Origin of the sequence: Massilia glaciei (assembly GCF_003011895.2) — a bacterium.
GTDB lineage: Bacteria > Pseudomonadota > Gammaproteobacteria > Burkholderiales > Burkholderiaceae_D > Telluria_A > Telluria_A glaciei.
Genome location: NZ_PXWF02000312.1, coordinates 1 through 18,148, shown reverse-complemented (window position 1 = coordinate 18,148; position 18,148 = coordinate 1). Strand labels below are relative to the sequence as shown.

The window sequence follows — 18,148 nt, the reverse complement described above, 5'->3', positions numbered from 1 at the left end:
TGCGCCCGGCGTGACGATCGCTTCATCCAGACCAAAGATCCGCGCCCCGAACAGCAGCCCCCCCCTCGGAAAACAGGTCGCCAGACCAGCCGCTCAAACAATGCGCGCGCCAAACCAAAGTAGTATTGCTACCAACACCCTCCTCAAGAAGGTAGATCAACTCCCTTCCAGGCGCGATTTCGCACCGTCATGCCTAGACAAGTTTATGGTTGGCGGCGGCAGCTCGGCGATCAATATAATAAAAAAACAACCGTAACTAAAAAGCAATTTATGTATTGACGTAACGTCTAGTTTTACTACAAAATAGATGTTCAGCGTTCATGGAAACGCTCATGCCAACTGATTCGCGGCGACCGAGCCGCGGAAGGTTTTGTAGTCTGACGATATCGAGGGGACATGCAATGAGAAGTACGAAGATGAATCCGGCAAGGGAAGCCGCGGCCGGCGCCGCGTTCAAACTAAACCCAATCGCCGCCGGTTGCGCCCTGCTGCTGTCGTTCATGGCCACGGCGGTCCTCGCCCAGCCGGCCCCCGCCGACGCCAAAGCGCCGTCCCATCTGGAAGACAGCGCCGCGCCGGCGTCCGACAACGGCGCCGCACCGGCCGCGCAGGTCGCGACGGTGCGCATCAGCGGGATCCGCAAGGGCATCGAAGACGCGATCTCGGTGAAGAAGAACGCAAGCTCGATCGTCGAATCCATTTCCGCCGAGGACATCGGCAAACTTCCGGACACCAGCATCGCCGAGTCGATCGCGCGCCTGCCGGGCCTGGCGGCGCAGCGCGTGGCCGGCCGCGCGCAGGTGATCAGCGTGCGCGGCTTGTCGCCGGACTTCGCCACCACCTTGCTCAACGGACGCGAGCAGGTGAGCACGGGGGACAACCGCAGCGTCGAGTTCGACCAGTATCCGTCCGAACTGCTGGGCGCCGTCACGGTCTACAAGACGCCCGACGCCGGGCTGGTAGGGCAAGGCTTGTCGGGCACCATCGACATGCAGGCGGTCCGTCCGCTCGCCTTCCCCAAGCGCAGCATTTCGGTCAACGTCCGCGGCGAAAAAAAATCGCTCGGCCCGATCGCCAACGCCAAGGACACCGGCCATCGCGTCAGCGCCAGCTACATCGACCAGTTCGCCAACCGGACCATCGGCATCGCGATCGGCGTCGCCGACCTCGCGTCGCCGATCCTCGACAACGAGACCGGGACCTACGAGCCGTTCAGCCAGAGCGCCGTCGCCGGGGTCCCGGCCGGCACCTACATCTCCGCCGGCGTCAAGTCGCTCGCCAAGAGCGGCGTGCTCAAGCGCACCGGGGTGATGGGCGTGCTCGAATACCGCCCGGGCAAGGCGTGGCGCAGCACGCTCGACCTGTTCGGGTCGCGATTCAGCCAGGTCGACACGAACAACCAGTTTGAAGCCAACCTCGGCGGCTATAACGGCAGCAACAATCCGCTTGGCTTCAGCTACCAGAGCACCAACATAGCCAACGGCACCCTGCTGGGCGGCGTCGCGACGGGCGCCTACCCATTGGTGCGCGGCCAGTACAACAACCGCAAGGACGAAATCCGCACCGCGGGCTGGGCGAACAACGTCAACCTCGGCGGCGTCAAGGTGCTCGCCGACATCAACTACTCGAACGCCAAGCGCGACGAGACCTATCTCGAAAACAACCTCCAGCTGCGCAGCGCCAGCGACGGCGCACTCAACGATCCGGCGCTGACGGTTGGCTGGACCCCGGGCAATTTCGCCGCCCTGTCCGGCAAGCTCAACTACAGCAACGCGGCCACGCTGTTCACGGGCAACTCGATCTACGGCTACGGCAGCACCTACGCCCCGCGCCTGAACGACAAAATGTCGAGCTTCAAACTGGCCGCCACCTTCCCGGCGCCGGCGCTGGCCGCCAGCCTGTTGAGCGACCTGGACGCCGGCTTCAACATCAGCGAGCGCACCAAGACCAAACGCCAGCCATCGGGCCAGTTGTTCGCCTCGGGTTCGCCCACCATTTCCAGCGACCTGCTGTACGCGCCGGTCGACCTGGGCTTCGCCGGCAGCGGCGTGGTCCCGTCGTGGAACGTGCCCGGCGTGATCGCCAAGTACTTCGATCCGGTCAACTACGACCTTGCCAACAACTCGGGGACGATCAGCCGCGCGTGGGACGTGACGGAAAAGATCACGACCGGCTATGTCAAGGCCAACATCGATGTCGAATTCAACGCCGTGACCCTGCGCGGCAATATCGGCGCCCAGGTGATCCGCACCGACCAGTCGTCGACCTCGCTGTATGCCGACACCACCGGCGCGGCGCATCCAATCGCGGACGGCAAGCGCTACACCGACGTCCTGCCGAGCATGAACCTGGTGTTCGGCTTGAGCAACCAGCAAACCTTGCGCTTCTCGGCCGCAAAGCAGATCGCGCGCGCCCGGGTGGACCAGCTCAACGCCGGCTTCAACTTCAGCGTCGACCAGGGCACGCGCCTGCCGAGCGGCAGCGGCGGCAATGCGCGCCTCGATCCATGGCGCGCGGACGCGTATGATGTTTCGTACGAAAAGTACTTTGGCACCAAGGCGTATTTCGCCCTGGCCGGTTTCTACAAGAATCTGGAAACCTACATCTACAACTTCTCGAAGCCCCGCGACTTCTCGCTGTTCACGCCGGGGACGATCGCCACCACGAACATCGGGCAATACACGGCGCCCTACAACGGCTCGGGCGGCACGCTCAAGGGGGCGGAGCTGTCGGTGTCGCTGCCGCTCGAGCTGGCCTGGGCGCCCCTGGAGGGGTTCGGGGTGTCGGCCAGCACCACCTATACCGAGAGCGGGATCGACATCGCGCAGGTGAACGACACGATCGGCAAGATCGCGCTGCCGGGCTTGTCCAAAAATGTGACCAACCTGACGCTCTACTACGAGAAGAGCGGCCTGTCGGCGCGCGTGAGCCAGCGGCGCCGGTCCGATTACGTGGGAGAGATCGGCAACTTCGCGGGCGACCGCCAGCTGCGCTACGTGGTCGGCGAAAACGTCACCGATCTGCATTTCGGCTATACCTTCAATGAGGGCGCCTACAAGGGCCTGGGATTCCTGGTGCAGGTCAACAACCTGAACAACAGCGCCTACGAAACCTACGCCAACAGCAAGGACCGCCAGCTTGAATACGCCAAATATGGCCGGGTTGTGCTCGTTGGCGCGAACTACAAGTTCTAGTCTGCAAGTCGCACCCCGCGGTTTTTGAGCGAACGACCGCGGAGAAATCCATGGGCCCTTCGGGCCCTTTTTTGGTGTGCCCGGCATCGGCGACCAGGGGCTATTTGATCGGCGCGCTCGTCCTCGCCGCCGCCCTCGGCACCGGGGCGGGAACCAGATCGGCCACGCGTGCAAGCGGAGCGTGGGCGCGCAATGCCTCGACCAGGTTCATGCACGTCGGACTGCGCGTGTCGAGGCAATGGTCGACACCGTCGATGAGAATGGGTCGCGTATCGACATCCGGATCCTCGAGCAAATCGGGCCGCGAATTGAACATGCCGAGCCAGTCCTTGGCTCCGATGAGCTGGCGGACCCGGCTGAAGCACCGCGGCAGGGCGACCACCGCGCCAACCGTCACCACCGCTAATTCGTCGAAATAGCGGTGCGGCCGGCCACCGAGTTGCCGCACGAATTCCTCGAGCGCAAAGTCGATCGTCAACGCTCCTTTACTGTGTCCTACCAGGATCGACATGTGCTCCGGCCCGGCCCGCAAAATGTCCAACAGTGTGCCCGAGTCAAGTTCCCGCGGGATGGCGCTGGTGCGCAGATCGTTGAAGTTGTCGAAACCGGCGCCCGCGAAGCGCGTCCAAGGGGCAAAGAACGAGCCGGCCGCGTCTTCGACCATGATCTCCAGCATGTGCCGGAAGCGGTCGTTGTCTCAGTAGAAGAACCAGCCGCCCATCGGCTCCGCCCACAGGTCGGTCGCGCCGTAGCCGGCGACGATGCCTGCGATATCGCGTCCGTAGGCATCGGCCACATTGCGGGAAAGCGCCGAGGTGCCGAGTATCGAACTGCCCACGCCCGCGATGGCGACCCCGCCAATGGAGTCTTTTTCGGCGCGCAGCATGGCGGTGGTGTCCTCGTAGTGGCGAATCGGCAGCTGCGCCTCGCGCGGGGACACGACCACGATCGCGCCCTCCTGGTCGGGAAAACCGAAGACGGCGTCCTCTTCTTGCGGCGCCAAGGCGCTGGTGTCGTAGAACTTCCGGTCGAAACGTATATTGCGCTCCCGGATGAAGGGTCTGGCGGACGCTGCCAGCAATTCGTTTTTCGAGGTCATGATGACTCCCACTAGGTTGATCCAGCGAAGGAAAAACCGCCCGGGCTTGATGCTGCGCCAAGCGAATGGAGTGATCACCGTAGTGGGACAGCGCTGAAAAAATGAAGTTCTGTGATTCGGCGCCGTCCTACAGCGCCCATTGGCCCGCCCACCGCCGGTAGAAACCGGCCTCGCCGCTCGCCGCGCCCGCTATGCCGCAGATGGCGCCCGCGAATTGGTGCGACCGGCCAGCCCAGCGCGCGGCCGAGCAGGAAGAGCGCCGAGAACGCGTCGCCCGCGCCGACCGTGTCGACCACGACGGGCAGAGCGGGGCCGCCGCCGTCGCGCACGATCGGCCCGTCCGGCCCGAAATACGCGTAGCCGCGCGCGCCCAGTGTGACGAGCATTTCGTGCAGACCGAAGGTGCGCATCAGGCTGCGCGCGGCGGTGCGCATGGCGCCGCCCCCGCCGCAGCCGGCCGGCACGTACCAGCCCGACAGGGCGCGCAGCTCGTCTTCGTTGACCTTCAATATGGTCGCCCGGCGCAGCGCTCCGCGTCGGGCGCGCCAGTGCCACGCTCGAAGACCACGCGCCCGGTCGGGCGCCCCCTGTCGATCTGCAGCCCGTCGCGCGGCAGGACGGAGCGCTCGAACTCGGCCACGATGCGCGCCCCCGGCGCGCCATTCCCCACGCGGGGGACCCGCAACGGCGCCTGCCCGAACGCGGCTAGCGTACGCGCCACGTTGAACGGCGCGCCGCCGGGGATCTGTTCGCCATCGAAGTCGTCGACCAGCGCCTCGCCAAAGTCCAGCATGCGGCCGCCCGCCGTTGCCTGCTCCATGCTAACGCCTCGGCGCGCTCGAACCAGCGCGCGCCCCACGTCGGCAGCGCGAAGCGCGCCGCGACGGGCTCGCCCGTCATGCAGTCGCGCCATTCGTGCTGCCGTCCGCCGCCGTACCAGACGGACAGGTCGATCTCAGTATTTTGCCTTGACTCTAACTGGCTAATGGGGGAGAAGCGCAGGATCATCGTCCCCGTCACGCTGCGGGTCGGGGCCACCACGGCCGCCCCCGGCGCGCGCGCAAAAAGGTGACGGCGCCGCGTGAACCGCGGGCCTGACCAGGGGTCGAACGGCAAGTGGCCATGGCCGCATCATGTCCGCATAATGTCCGCATCATGTCCGTATCGGTGGCCGCGGGCCGGCAGGCGCAAACAGTCCGGTCTTTCGAGCGCACGCACCGGCTCGCGGAGGATCGCATGGATACAAATGGAACCGAAGAACTGGACCAGGCTTACGAGCGGCTGGAGCGAGAAACCCCCGATCGCGTGGCGCGCGCGATCCGCTGGTTGCGCAAGCCCGAAGCGCGCCCGGTCCGCTGGCCACTGGGACTGCTGTTGATCGTGGGCGGTTTTTTCGGTTTCCTGCCGATACTCGGCGTCGAGTTAATTCCCGTCGGTTTGCTGCTCATAGCGCAAGACATCCCGGCGCTCAGAAAGCCCGTCGGCAAAGCGACGCTATGGCTCGAAAAAAAGTGGATCGACCTGCGCCGCTGGTGGCAGAACCGGAAACGGCGAACCGGCAAATAGAACCCGCAACAGGGCCGGCAAAGAACAAAGCCGGCGCCGGTCCCGCCAACACGAGCCAGCCTCACCCGGCGCGTGGGAATCGAATCGGTGATCGACGCGTAGAAACCGTTCAACGCGCGTTAACCGGGCTGGCTCAAGGTGGCGTTGATCGCGGGGCAGCCCGCACGACAGGGCTGTACCGGCCGGGCCGAGCCGGTCAGGTCCAGCCGGCGTCGACCACGAACTCCTGCGCCGTCAGCATGCGGCTGTCGTGCGCGCCGAGGAACAGTGCCATGCTCGCCACGTCGTTGCCCTCGATGCGTCCCGGCAGGCACTGGTTGGCCTCGATCGCGCGCTCGGCCTCGTCGTCGACCCACATGGCCAGCTGCTTGGCCGTCATGACCCAGCCGGGCGTGAGCGTGTTGACGCGGATGTTGCGCTTGCCGTACTCGCGCGCCAGGCTGCGGGTGAGCCCGTTGACGGCCGACTTGCTCGTCGCGTAGACGGGATAACCCGCCACCTTGTTCTTCCAGCCGGTCGAGCCGAGGTTGATGATCGCCCCGCCGCCCCGGCGCAACATGCCCGGCAGGACGGCCTGCGCCGCGAAAAACGCGACCTTCAGGTTGATGGCCAGCTTGGCGTCGAAGTAGTCGGGCGAGACCTCGAGGAAGTCGTGCCGCTCGTCGTTGGCGGTGTTGTTGACCAGGACGTGGAAGTCGCCGCACTGCCCCTCGCCCTCGAGCACGGCTTCGCGCAGCGCCGCCATGTCGGCCAGGTCGCACGGGATGAAATGCGGCAGATGCTCGACCGTGCCCTTGAGCCTGCCCAGCAGCTCGACCGAGGCCGCCCGGTTGCGGTCGGCGAACGCCACGCGCGCGCCCTGCCGCGCGTAGGCCGTGACGATGTCGGCGCCGATGCCCGAACCACCGCCGGTGACGAACACGGCCTTGCCTGCCAGGCTCGGATAATTGGCGAATTCCATTGCGCTGCCTTTCTTCTTATTTGTTCGAAAACCGAAACTATTTTATAGCAGATTGCCAGGCAGAAATAAAGTGGCCGGCCCTTTCGGCCAACTGCGCGGGCGCGACGCCGGGCGTGTAAAGCTGCCCGCCGATCCCGAAACCGGTGGCGCCGGCCGCGACCCAGTCGCCCAGGGTGTGCGGGGCGACGCCGCCGACGGGCCACAGCGGCGTGCCGGCCGGCAGCACCGTCTTGAACGCCTTCAGGCCGGCGTGGCCGACCATCTCGGCCGGGAATATCTTGAGCGCGTGCGCGCCGGCCCCGAGCGCGCTGAACGCCTCGCTCGGCGTGGCCACGCCGGGCGCGCACAGCATGCCCAGGGCGGCGCCGCGCGCGATCACAGCCGTGTCGCAATTGGGCGACACCAGCAGGCGCCCGCCGGCCGCGTGCACCGCCTCGACGTCGGCCACGCACAGCATGGTGCCGCCGCCGACGACCGCGTCCGGCGGCGCCATGCGCGCGAGGATGGCGATTGATTCGAGCGCGCCCGGCCGGTTGAGCGGCACCTCGAGCAGGCGCAGGCCGGCGCCGAACAGCGCCAGGCCGGCGGCCCCGGCATCGGCCGGGGCCAGCCCGCGCAGGATGGCCACCAGCGGCAATGTGTCGGTGATGAATTTATTCATGCTGTGAACCCTGCAACAATTGTGTGAGTGCCGCCAGATAGACGGCGTCCGCGTCGAGCACCGCCGGCGCCTCGCAGAAATGGCGCGCCGCCCTGGCGTAATGCGCGCCGAGCGCGTTCGATCCGAGGATGCTCAGGCGCGCGCCGGGGCCGGCGCCCGAGGCGGTGAATTCGGTGCCGATCAACAGGCCGCTGACGAACGAGCGCGCCTTCGACGGCGCCATGTCCTTGGCCACCACCCGGGCGCGCGCGCCGAACAGCGATTGCGACAGCGGCAGGCCCAGGCGCGCCTGCGCGATGCCGGCGGCAAAGGCGTCGTCGTCGTCCTCGCCCGGCCCCATGATGGCGGCGAGCGTGCCGCCGGCGGCGAGCATGGCGAACAACTCGCCCGTCATGAAGGTGGCGAAGCGGGCGATGCGCCCGCCCCGCAGTTGCACCCATTTACTGTGCGTGCCGGGCAGCACCACCGTGCCGTCGCCCACGCCGAGCGCGAGCGCGCCGAGCAATTGGGTCTCCTCGCCGCGCATCACGTCGACCCCGTCGGCGCGGGTGCAATAGCCGGGCACGATCAGGCAGCCGGGGTGGCCGGCGACCGGCGCCAGGTGCGACGCCAACGCGGCCAGGGGGGTGGCAATGTCGAGGTAGGGCACCTCCTGCCAGCCGCCGGCCGAGCCGATCATGCCCGACATGACGACCGGCACCGCGTCGTCGACCCGCATGGTCTGGCGCAGCGCCGCGAGCGAGCCGGCGAAGTCGCCGCCGACGGCCAGCATGCCCTGCCCGTCCTCGTGGCGCGCCAGGCAGCGGCCGCCGCGCTCGACCAGGTAGGCGCGCCGGTTGCTGGTGCCCCAGTCGACGCCGAGCATTTTGTCTGCGTGCGCGGGAATCATCATTTGTACGCCTATCTAAATTTGGGACGGCAGCCGGCGCCGGCGCCGGGCGGCCGGCGTCTCGATGCTGCGCCACCCCGCCATCGTACGGAAAGCAGCAATATCAAACCAATTGCTTATTTGATGACAAGTATACGAAAATCGTATGGATCAGCTCGCCTGGGGATAGCGCCGCGCGCACACTTCGCGCAAGGTCGCGAGCATGGCCGCCGCGCCCGGCGAGGGCTGGTGGCCGCGGCGCGTGATGATGCCGTACTGGTCCATGCGCAGGCCGAGCTCGAAGGGCAGCACGGCCAGCAATCCGCTCTGCAGGTAGGGCTGCACCAGCTCGCGCGGCAGCGCGACGAGCATGTCGGAGCCGATGAGCAGGTTGGCGACCACCGGCAGCGCCACGGTCTCGACCGTCTCGGCCGGCGGCTCGAGCCCGGCCGACAGGAACATCGCGGTCAGGCGGTCGCGCAGGATCGAGCCGGGCGGGGGCAGGATCCAGCCATGGCGCAGCAGGTCGGGCAGGCGCAGCCCGCCGTGTCCGAGCAGGGGATGGCCGGCGCGCACGATCAGGCTGTGCGGCTCGTCGGTGATCGGCTCGAAATGGAGTTCGCCCGCGGCGCCGGTGTCGAGCACGCGCCCGACCACGATGTCGAGCTCGCCCCCCCGCAGGCGCTGCACCAGCAGCTTGCTGGTGTCGACGCTGATCGAGACGAGCACGCGCGGCTGGCGCGCCTTGAGCAGGTTGACCGCCTCGGGGATCAGGCTGGCCGCGGGCGTGAGCACTGCGCCGACGTCGACCCTGCCGCGCAGGCCCGACAGCAGCTCCATGACCTCCTGGTGGGCCGCGTCCATCTCGGCGAGCGCGGCGCCGGCGCGCCGGATCATGACTTGGCCGAACCAGGTCGGGGTCACGCCGCGCGGCAGCCGCTCGAACAATTGGACCCCGAGCGCGTGTTCGAGTTCGCCGAGCAGCTTGGAGGCGGCCGGCTGGGTCAGGTTGGCGGCCTCGGCCGCGTGCATGATCGAGCCGTGCCGGCCCAGTTCCACCAGCAGGACCAGGTGCCGGGTCTTGAGGTGGGAGCGGACGAAGCGGTCGGAGCGGGGATCAGTCATGCGCGGCAATCGGGGCGGGATGCCCATCATAGGCGGGCGCGGCCGCCAGAGTCAACCGTGGCGCGGCCGCCACCGGAGCCGCTCAGTGGCGCTCGCCGCGCGTCTTGAGCTGGTCGAGCAGCACGGCCGCGAGCAGGATGATGCCGCGCATCAGGTACTGGTAGAAGGCGTCGACGTCGAGCAGGTTCATCACGTTCTCCACCGTGCCCATGATCAGCACGCCGATCAGGACCCCGAAGATGCGCGCCTTGCCGCCGGCCAGCGACACGCCGCCCAGCACGCAGGCCGAGATCACGTCGAGCTCGAACCCCTGGGCCGCGTTCGGCTGCCCGCTGGTGATGCGCGCGGCCAGGATCAGGCCCGCCAGGCCGACCACGAAACCCTGCAGCGCGAAGATCCACACGCGCAGTTTCTCGACCTTGACCCCGGCCAGCCGCGCCGCCTCGGGATTGCCGCCGATGGCCAGCGTGTTGCGGCCGAACACCGTGTGGTTGAGCAGGATGCCAAACACCACGAAGCAGGCCGCCGCCACCAGCACCGGCATCGGCACGCCGAGGATGCGGGCGTCGCCGAAGTCGATGAAGGCGTCGTCGTTGATGCCGACCGCCTGGCCCTGCGAGGCAATGAAGGCGAGCCCGCGCACCATCAGCATGGTCGCCAGCGTGGCGATCAGCGCGTTGACGCGCAGGTAGGCGATCAGCACGCCGTTGAAGGTGCCGATCGCGGCGCCGGCGCCGAGGCCGGCCAGCATAGCCAGCGGCACGCTGCCGCTGCGCTCGAGCACGATTGCGCCGAGCACGCCGGCAAAAGCGATGGTCGAGCCGACCGACAGGTCGAAGTCGCGCGAGGCCAGGCAGAACATCATGGTGCAGGCGACCATGCCGATCTGCGCCACCGACAGCGTCAGGCCGACGATGTTGGTCACCGAGAAGAAGTTCTCGACCGTGATCGAGAGCACCGCGAACAGCAGCACGAAGGCGATCGGCATGCTGTACTCGATCAGCATGGCGCGCCGGCGCGCGCGCGCCGGGGCCGCCGTTGTGGTCAGTGGGATGGTGCTCATGCGGTTCTCCGGACGGTATTGGGTGAGGTATCGGGTGAGGTATCGGGTGGGGTGCCGGGTGGGGTATCGGGTGGGGTGCCCGGGGTATCAAGGATGGCGGCCGGCGCGACCTCGTCGGGCAGGGCCAGCCGCAGCACCTCGGTTTCGGTGGCGTCGCCGCGCGCCAGTTCGCCGACGATGCGGCCGTCGCGCATGACGCAGACGCGGTCCGAGATGCCCAGCACCTCGGGCAGTTCGCTCGAGACCACGATCACGCAGCAGCCGCGCGCGGCCACCTCGAAGATGATGCGGTAGATGTCGTTCTTGGCGCCGACGTCGATGCCGCGGGTGGGCTCATCGAGGATCAGCACCTTCAGGTCGGGCTCGGCCAGCCAGCGCGCCAGGATCGCCTTTTGCTGGTTGCCGCCCGAGAGCAGGCGGATCTCCTGCTCGCGGTGCGGGGTCTTGATCTTGAGGCGCGCGATGAAGTCGTCGGCCAGCGCGGCCTCGCGCGCGTGGCGCAGGAAGACCCCGCCCAGCAGGCCGTTGCGGCGGCAGCTGATGTTGATGTTCTCGGCCACCGAGGCGTGCGCCAGGATGCCCTGCTCCTTGCGGTCCTCGGGGCACAGCACGATGCCGGCCGCGATCGCCTTCGACGGGCTGCCGTGCGCAACCGCCTTGGCGTCGAGCGTGACGCTGCCCGGCGCGCGCCGCTCGGCGCCGTACAACTGCATCATCAGTTCGCTGCGGCCGGCGCCCACCAGGCCGAAAAATCCCAACACCTCGCCCGCGCGCACCGAGAAATCGCAGCCTTCGGCCATGCCGCGCACGCGCAGCCGCTCGGGACCGGGCGCGCGCGGCTGGAAGTCGTAGATGTCGGACAGTTCGCGCCCGACCATGTCGCTGATCAAACGCTCGCGCGGGACCTCGGCCATCACGGGATGGGTCGCGACCTTGCGCCCGTCGCGGAAGATGGTGCAGCTGTCGCACAGCGCGTACAGCTCCTCGAGACGGTGCGAGATGTAGATCAGGGTGCGGCCGTCGGCGCGCAGCTCGCGCACCAGCCGGAACAGGATTTCGGTCTCACGGTGCGACAGGCTGCTGGTCGGCTCGTCGAAGGCGATCACTTGCGCGTCCTGCATCACGGCCTTGCAGATCTCGACCATCTGGCGCTGCGCGATCGACAAGTCGGCCAGGCGCGCCTGCGGGTCGAGTTCGACCCCGATCTTGGCGAGCCGCGCCGACGCCAGCCGGTTGGCCCGGGCCTTGTCGACCAGGCCGAAGCGGGTCGGCAGGCGGCCCAGCAGCACGTTTTCGGCCACGGTCAGTTCGGGCACATACTGCAATTCCTGGTGGATCACGGCGATGCCGGCGCCGATGGCGTCGCTGGCGGAGCCGAAGTGGCATTCCTTCCCGCCGAGCAGAAGGCGTCCGCCGTCCGGGCGGTACTGGCCGCCGAGGATCTTGAGCAGGGTCGACTTGCCGGCCCCGTTCTCCCCGAGCAGGCCGTGCACCGCGCCGGCATGCGCCTCGAAGCTCACGCCCCCGAGCGCGGTCACGCCCGGGAAGAACTTCGACACATTGTCAAATTGCAGATAAGGCGCCATGGGGCTCACTTCTCCAGCTGCGCGCGCACTTGCACGTAATTGGTGCGGGTCATCAGGGTGCCCGAGGTCAGCGTCAGCGGGGCCGGCGCCTTGCCGGTCTTGATCCAGTTGTACATGTTGACCGAGGTCTCGTAGCCGTGGCGCTTGGGGCTGAGCATCACGGTGCCGAAGAAGCCGGTCGGCTGCGGCTTGGCGAACTCGTTGAGCGCGGTCTTGCTGCCGCCGATGCCGACGCCGATCATGGCGTCGCGGCGCATGCCGCGCCCCTCGGCGGCGCGCACCGCGCCGAGCACCGATTCGTCGTTCAGGCCGACCGCCATCCAGCGCTTGAAGCCCTGCTGCTTGGTGAAGGCAATGTTGGCGGCGTTGAACGAGGACTCGGTGTCGGTCTTGGCCTGCGGCGCGTCGACCACGTTGGCGGCCGGCAAGCCGGCCGCCTTGAGCGCGTCGACCGCGCCGGCGGTGCGCTCGACGCCCGTGGGCAGCTGGTCGTAGGCCACGCGCAGCAACGCCACCTCGCCCAGCTTCCAGCCGCGCGCCTTGGCCTCGGCGGCCAGCGCCTGGCCGACCTGCTTGCCGATCTCGTAGGCCGAAATGCCCATGTGCGGCACCCCCTCGAGCGGCTTGCCGGCGCCGTCGAGCAGGCGGTCGTCGACCGACATGACCAGCATGTCGTTGCGCTTGGCGGCACGCTGCACTGCCTTGCCGAGCTTGACGTCGGGCGCGCAGATGATGAAGCCGGCCACCTTTTGCGCGGCCAGGTTGTCGATCGCGGAGATCATCTTCTCGCCGCTGGGGATGCCGATTTTTACCAGCGTGAAGCCCTTGTCCTTGGCCGCCTGCTCGGCGAAGCGCCACTCGTCCTGGAACCATGGCTCCTCGGCCTGCTTGACCAGAAAGCCGATCTTGACCGGTTCCGCCGCCTGGCTGCAGCCCAGGGCGCTCAGCATTAGGGCCGCGCCCAGCGCGTTCAAAGTTGTTCTACGTGTTGTCATTTCCGTCTCCTGATTATTCGCGTGTCGTTCTGCGTCTGTCGTGCTGCGTCTGTCGTGCTGCGTCTCGTCCTGCGATTCTGGGTCCGCTCGCACCTGCGCAGCCAGTCATGTTTGTGATTATTTTCAAGTCTGTGTAGCCCACGCGACATCATGATCGTCGTACAAGGCGTCGGCCAGCCCCGCCGCCGCCCCGGCCAGCCCCACCAGTCCGGCCGCCCCGGCCACCATCAGCTGGTCCATCCCGGCGCCGCCGAACGCCGGCGTGCCGCAGTCGATCGCCAGGCGCGAGAGCACCTTGCCGGCCGGGTCGTAGCGCAGCAGCTGGCCCGGTTGCGCGCTCCACAGGCAGCCGTCGGCGTCGACCACGGCGCCGCGCGGGCGCGCCGCGCCGTCCAGTTGCGCGAACACGCCGACAGCGGACACCGCCGCGCGCCCGGAATCGTAGGCGCAGTGCAAGATGCGGCCGATGGCGGCGTCGGCGAAATACAGGCGCCGGCCGTCGCCGCTGAAGCAGATGCTGGCCGCCTGCGCCACCGCCGGCAGCGCCAGTCGGCGCAGTCCGTGCTGGCGCGAGTACTGGTAAAAACTGCCGATCGGACGCTGGTCGCCGCCGGCGTTGCCGGTTCCAAACACCAGCTTGCCGCCGCGGTCGGTGCGGCCATCGCAAATTTGCGTGCGCGGCTCGGCCGCGTCGACCGCCACCAGCGCGCGCACCCGCAGTTGCGCGCGGCCCACGCCGGCCGCCGGCGCCTCGGTCAGGCACAGCCGCTTCGGCAGGCCAAGCAGCAGGCGCCCCGAGCGGCAGTGGGCCAACAGGCCGGCGCCCTCGGGCAGCTTGCTGGTCCGGGCCGCGCCGTCGCCGGGGGCCCAGGCGTGCAGCGCGGGCGCGTCGGCGCCCGACCACCACCAGCGGCCGGCGCGCGCGTCCCAGCGCAGGCCGTGACCGGGTTCGGTGGCGTGGTTGTGCATGATCGGTTACCGGCGCGCCGAGGCAAGGCTGAAGTTCAGGTTCGACATCCGGCTACCACTCGGCGACGCTGCCGTCTTCGTGGCGCCACAGCGGATTGCTCCAGTCGGGGCAGTTCCGGCTCGCCTCGATCACGCGCTCCTCGTCGATGACCACGCCCAGCCCCGGCTTGGTCAGCGCCGCGATGTAGCCGCCGTCCATGCGGAAGTCCTCCTTGTTCTTGACGTAGTCGAGCAGCTCGGCGCCCTTGTTGTAATGGATCCCCATGCTTTGCTCCTGCAGCACCGCGTTGTGCGAGACGAAGTCGACGTGCAGGCAGGCCGCCAGCGCCACCGGGCCGAGCGGACAGTGGAGCGCGAGCGCGACGTCGTAGGCCTCGGCCATGGCGGCGATCTTGACGCATTCGGTGATGCCGCCGGCGTGCGAGACGTCCGGCTGCACGATCGCGATGCCGCCCTGCTCGAACACGCGCTTGAACTCGAAGCGCGAATACATGCGCTCGCCGGCGGCCAGCGGGATCGAGGTCGACTCGGCCAGCCGCGGATAGTACTCGGCCTGCTCGGCCAGCACCGGCTCCTCGACGAACAGGGGGCGGTACGGCTCGAGCGCGCGCAGCAGCACCTTGGCCATGGGCGCGGCCACGCGGCCGTGGAAGTCGATGCCGAATTCGATCTCGTTGCCGAAGGCCTCGCGGATCTCGGCGATGCGCCCGACCGCCTCGTCGACCGCGCGCGCGCTGTCGAGCATGCGGAACTCCTCGGTGCCGTTCATCTTGAAGGTGTCGATGCCGATCTCGCGCAGCTTGCGGATGCCGGAGATGACGTCGGACGGGCGGTCGCCGCCGACCCAGCTGTACATCTTCATCTTGTCGCGCACCCGGCCGCCCAGCAGTTCGTAGACCGGCACGCCGAGCGTCTTGCCCTTGATGTCCCACAGCGCCTGGTCGATGCCGGCGATCGCGCTCATCAGGATCGCCCCGCCGCGGTAGAAGCCGCCCCGGTACATGGCCTGCCACAGGTCGTTGATGCGGGCCGGGTCCTGCCCGATCAGGAACTGCTCCATTTCCCTGACCGCGGTCTCGACGGTGCGGGCGCGGCCCTCGATGACCGGCTCGCCCCAGCCGAAGACGCCCTCGTCGGTCTCGATCTTGAGCAGCATCCAGCGCGGTGGTACCCGGTACGTGGTCAGTTTTGTGATTTTCATAAAGTCGAGGCGTACAGTATCTGATGGGCAATGGAACAAGTGTACGGAAGGCAGCTACATTGGAAATATGAATATTTGCGAGGAAAGCATATGGATATCGCATAGCTCGTTTCAGTTGCGCATCGGCAAAAAATATGACACCGTAGCGCCTCCCTGGAAACGTTGGAGAAGGTCAGAATGCTCGATTTGATGGTGGACGCCCGCAACATGCTGGGCGAGTGCGTGTTGTGGTGCGAACGCAGCGACCGTGTTTTGTGGACCGACATCCTGGGCGCCACCTTGTACGCGCACCACCCCGCCAGCGGCCGGACCGAACAATGGGCCATGCCCGAAAGGCTGGCCTGCTTCGCCCTGACCGGCGACGACGACCGCCTGCTGCTGGGCTTGGCGTCGCGGCTGGCGTTCTTCGATTTTTCGAGCGGCGCGGTGACGCCGGTGTGCGCCGTCGAGGCCCACCTGCCGAGCACGCGCGTCAACGACGGCCGCTGCGACCGCCAAGGCCGCTTCGTGTTCGGCACCTTCAACGAGGCCGAGCCGCGCCCGGCGATCGGCGGCTTCTACCGCCTCAACGGCGACCTGACGCTCGAGCGGCTCGACCTGCAGGACGTCGGGATCGCCAACAGCATCTGCTTCAGCCCGGACGGCGCGACCATGTACTACTGCGATTCGCAAGAGAAAAAGATCCGCTGCTGCAGCTACGACCCGGTCAGCGGCGCGGTCGGCGGGGCGCGCGTGTTCGCCGAGCTGGGCGCGGCGGGTGGCGAGCCCGACGGCTCGACCATCGACGCCGACGGCAATTTGTGGAATGCGCTGTGGGGCGCGCGCAAGGTGGTGTGCTACACGCCCGACGGCAGGGTCGGGCGCGAGCTGGCGCTGCCGGCGTCGCAACCGAGCTGCGTCGCGTTCGGCGGGCCGGAACTGGGCACCGCCTACGTCACGTCGGCGCGCGTGGGATTGGATGCCGCCACGCTGGCCGCCGAGCCGTCGGCCGGCGGCGTGTTCAGCGCCACGCTGGCCGGGGTGCGCGGCTTGCCCGAGCAGCGTTTCGGTTGCTTGTAGCTTTCCGCCCGATCCGCCACCAAGTTGCCCCGGTTGCGGGCTCCATCCCGGATCCGCCTCGATCTGCACAAACCGTCCAACCGATCTGGAGCGAACACCAGCTCTGCGGCACCTTAAGCAATCCGAAGCAGATGGCTCAGGAGGAAATAGCCTTCTTTTTTCGGTTGGAAAACAAATGGAGCACGTCTGGCGCGTCGATGGTGACACGGACTATCGTTTTCCCGTCTGAGGCTGTGCCCGCCCCCCCTTTTGCGACAACACGTTTGACTTTGACTTTTGCGTCAACGACAGCCGGGCCAACGGCCGCCACATCTTTGACGCGCGCGACCGGCTTCCTGTTGCCCCCGGGGAGGTCGGGCATCTCCACTCTGTCAGTGTGGGCATTTGCGTGAAGCGCCGCCCTCAACACTTTCGCGGAGGTCGGCTGTAAATTTTTATCCTTGCCATATTTTATCGTTGCCATCACGATCCCTCACTCCCAATGACTTCGGCGATACGCCTCATCGACCAGCTGTCTTCGCTTGACACGTCGAACTCCATACACCCGGCCCCGTGCTTCTTCCACAGGTTGTAGTGGCCACTGTTCCATAAGTCCGATATTCGAAGGTTCCGGCCGGAGTAGACAATTCCGGCAGCGTCAAGATCGTCTTGCATCTTTCTCAAAACATCTGCTTCGATGACTGCGTCGTAAACCAGTTTCGGCCACACTTCCCATCCTGGCATAGCATGCGGGGTTGGTGCAGCTGAGTTAAAGCTCAAGCTCGGCAAGCTGTGGGGATCTAGGGCAGGACGAAATTACCGTTACATGATGGTCTTCGAAAACAATAATATCGAGGGAGCGGAACGACTTTCGGATGCACTGATGAAGTTGCAACGGTTTTAGGGGCGACATGAATTGAAATGTAGGTCGAGTTCGCAGCGGCTGAAGCACTTGATCTAATGGAACTGTTAGCGCGCTGAGGCGAGCGAGAAAGCTGAGGTGGACGGGAGCTCAGATGAATGATCGGCGTACTCCCTCAGGGTGCCGATTGGGGGGGATGGGACATCAAAGAGGCGCTGCTCGCCGCACCCATACTCGAAATTTCTAATCGCAACCGTCGGCCGGCGATAGTTTGCGCAAGATCAAATGATTCATGGCTTGAACCATTTCAAATAGACATCCTGGGAAAAGGAGAATTGTTTGAGCAAGCCACTTATCGTGATGGGCGACAAAACGACACATGGCGGAACCGTGATCGGCGCCGATTTTACCTTTGATATCAACGGCAAATACGTCGCCCGTGTTGGCGACATGACCGTTTGCCCAAAGTGCAAGGGCACCTTTCCGATCACCGCCGGGCCGACCGACCTCGTGGACGGCGCGGGTAACGGCTATGCCCGCCATGGGGATGCGACCGCCTGCGGGGCGCGCCTCATCTCAAGCCAGATCACGACCACATGGTCAAACGAGTCCTCCCTTGGCGATGTCCACGCCGATGACAGCGGTGCGGAACGGACAGCGGCGTCCCTGATCGCCACGCCTACCGAGTCCGGTATTTGTCTGGACTGTCTGCTCACGGCGGCGGCTAGCGGCAGTTCGACCGTGATGCGGGAGTGACGAGCGACGTGGCGGAACGTCTCGCCCACCATCAACAGGCGCATCCGGCACTAAGGCTATACGCCCTGATTGATGGCGCCCAATTTAGAAACCTTCATGGCGACAATCTCAAGGAAGGACTGGGACTTTATGCGCTCTTTTCAGGCACGGCCGATGCCCCACTGCCGCATGCAGGCCCGTGGCTCGTCGATGCTGAGCTAGCTG

The 18,148-nt window shown here is 66.8% G+C and carries 18 protein-coding genes and 1 pseudogene; 5 read left to right on the top strand and 14 right to left on the bottom strand.

The annotated features are described in order from the left end of the window. The first annotated feature begins 416 nt into the window (after positions 1 to 416). The gene (locus tag C7C56_RS24665; RefSeq protein WP_106760001.1) at positions 417 to 3,194 is read left to right on the top strand and encodes a TonB-dependent receptor; all 2,778 of its coding nucleotides are present in this window, start codon (positions 417 to 419) and stop codon (positions 3,192 to 3,194) included. A 100-nt stretch (positions 3,195 to 3,294) separates the two neighbouring features. On the opposite strand, the gene C7C56_RS24660 is transcribed toward C7C56_RS24665, so the two are convergent. From C7C56_RS24660 to C7C56_RS30140, 4 genes are all read right to left on the bottom strand, one after another. Beyond that, positions 3,295 to 3,870: a hypothetical protein gene (locus tag C7C56_RS24660; RefSeq protein WP_106760000.1), complete on the bottom strand. Its 576-nt coding sequence runs from the start codon at positions 3,868 to 3,870 to the stop codon at positions 3,295 to 3,297. A 21-nt stretch (positions 3,871 to 3,891) separates the two neighbouring features. Further along, complete coding sequence (locus C7C56_RS24655) at positions 3,892 to 4,293, bottom strand: hypothetical protein (protein ID WP_106759999.1); 402 nt, start codon at positions 4,291 to 4,293, stop codon at positions 3,892 to 3,894. A 74-nt stretch (positions 4,294 to 4,367) separates the two neighbouring features. Further along, positions 4,368 to 4,802, bottom strand: a complete 435-nt coding sequence (locus C7C56_RS30145) for a PfkB family carbohydrate kinase (RefSeq protein ID WP_229458980.1) — start codon at positions 4,800 to 4,802, stop codon at positions 4,368 to 4,370. Next, entirely contained in the window at positions 4,799 to 5,113 is a 315-nt protein-coding gene (locus C7C56_RS30140) for a carbohydrate kinase family protein (protein WP_229458979.1), read from the bottom strand. The genes C7C56_RS30145 and C7C56_RS30140 overlap by 4 nt, the downstream gene beginning before the upstream one ends. Before the next feature lie 302 nt (positions 5,114 to 5,415). On the opposite strand from C7C56_RS30140, the gene C7C56_RS24645 reads away from it, so the two are divergent. Next, the gene (locus C7C56_RS24645) at positions 5,416 to 5,859 is read left to right on the top strand and encodes a hypothetical protein (protein WP_229458978.1); all 444 of its coding nucleotides are present in this window, start codon (positions 5,416 to 5,418) and stop codon (positions 5,857 to 5,859) included. 196 nt (positions 5,860 to 6,055) lie between these two features. Here C7C56_RS24645 and C7C56_RS24640 read toward each other — a convergent pair whose 3' ends face one another. From C7C56_RS24640 to dgoD, 9 genes and pseudogenes are all read right to left on the bottom strand, one after another. Next, the gene (locus C7C56_RS24640) at positions 6,056 to 6,820 is read right to left on the bottom strand and encodes an SDR family NAD(P)-dependent oxidoreductase (RefSeq protein ID WP_106759997.1); all 765 of its coding nucleotides are present in this window, start codon (positions 6,818 to 6,820) and stop codon (positions 6,056 to 6,058) included. A 37-nt stretch (positions 6,821 to 6,857) separates the two neighbouring features. Further along, positions 6,858 to 7,481 (bottom strand): 2-dehydro-3-deoxy-6-phosphogalactonate aldolase, encoded by a 624-nt coding sequence (locus C7C56_RS24635; RefSeq protein ID WP_106759996.1) that lies wholly within the window; start codon positions 7,479 to 7,481, stop codon positions 6,858 to 6,860. Further along, complete coding sequence (locus C7C56_RS24630) at positions 7,474 to 8,373, bottom strand: 2-dehydro-3-deoxygalactonokinase (RefSeq protein ID WP_229458977.1); 900 nt, start codon at positions 8,371 to 8,373, stop codon at positions 7,474 to 7,476. The genes C7C56_RS24635 and C7C56_RS24630 overlap by 8 nt, the downstream gene beginning before the upstream one ends. A 147-nt stretch (positions 8,374 to 8,520) precedes the next feature. Further along, the gene (locus C7C56_RS24625) at positions 8,521 to 9,474 is read right to left on the bottom strand and encodes a LysR substrate-binding domain-containing protein (protein ID WP_106759995.1); all 954 of its coding nucleotides are present in this window, start codon (positions 9,472 to 9,474) and stop codon (positions 8,521 to 8,523) included. Positions 9,475 to 9,556: 82 nt separating this feature from the next. After that, the gene (araH, locus tag C7C56_RS24620; protein ID WP_106759994.1) at positions 9,557 to 10,537 is read right to left on the bottom strand and encodes an L-arabinose ABC transporter permease AraH; all 981 of its coding nucleotides are present in this window, start codon (positions 10,535 to 10,537) and stop codon (positions 9,557 to 9,559) included. Between the two features lie 116 nt (positions 10,538 to 10,653). Beyond that, positions 10,654 to 12,123 (bottom strand): annotated as a pseudogene (gene araG, locus C7C56_RS24615) (L-arabinose ABC transporter ATP-binding protein AraG); the annotation flags it as partial. 5 nt (positions 12,124 to 12,128) lie between these two features. After that, on the bottom strand, positions 12,129 to 13,118 hold the full coding sequence (locus tag C7C56_RS24610; protein ID WP_181373340.1) for an arabinose ABC transporter substrate-binding protein: 990 nt from the start codon (positions 13,116 to 13,118) through the stop codon (positions 12,129 to 12,131). Positions 13,119 to 13,241: 123 nt separating this feature from the next. After that, on the bottom strand, positions 13,242 to 14,087 hold the full coding sequence (locus C7C56_RS24605) for an SMP-30/gluconolactonase/LRE family protein (protein WP_106759991.1): 846 nt from the start codon (positions 14,085 to 14,087) through the stop codon (positions 13,242 to 13,244). A gap of 52 nt (positions 14,088 to 14,139) precedes the next feature. Continuing rightward, on the bottom strand, positions 14,140 to 15,288 hold the full coding sequence (dgoD, locus tag C7C56_RS24600) for a galactonate dehydratase (protein WP_106759990.1): 1,149 nt from the start codon (positions 15,286 to 15,288) through the stop codon (positions 14,140 to 14,142). Positions 15,289 to 15,465: 177 nt separating this feature from the next. On the opposite strand from dgoD, the gene C7C56_RS24595 reads away from it, so the two are divergent. Further along, positions 15,466 to 16,347, top strand: a complete 882-nt coding sequence (locus tag C7C56_RS24595) for an SMP-30/gluconolactonase/LRE family protein (RefSeq protein ID WP_106759989.1) — start codon at positions 15,466 to 15,468, stop codon at positions 16,345 to 16,347. Positions 16,348 to 16,483: 136 nt separating this feature from the next. Here the strand turns inward: C7C56_RS24595 and C7C56_RS24590 are convergent, their stop codons facing one another. Continuing rightward, positions 16,484 to 16,810 (bottom strand): hypothetical protein, encoded by a 327-nt coding sequence (locus C7C56_RS24590; protein WP_106759988.1) that lies wholly within the window; start codon positions 16,808 to 16,810, stop codon positions 16,484 to 16,486. A 717-nt stretch (positions 16,811 to 17,527) separates the two neighbouring features. Here C7C56_RS24590 and C7C56_RS24580 point away from each other — a divergent pair. Together C7C56_RS24580 and C7C56_RS24575 are read left to right on the top strand one after the other, a co-directional pair. Continuing rightward, positions 17,528 to 17,944, top strand: coding sequence for a PAAR domain-containing protein (locus C7C56_RS24580; protein ID WP_106759986.1), 417 nt, complete (start codon positions 17,528 to 17,530; stop codon positions 17,942 to 17,944). Then, the coding region (locus tag C7C56_RS24575; RefSeq protein ID WP_146204632.1) for a DUF4123 domain-containing protein at positions 17,941 to 18,148 on the top strand (208 nt) is incomplete at its 3' end. The genes C7C56_RS24580 and C7C56_RS24575, both read left to right, overlap by 4 nt.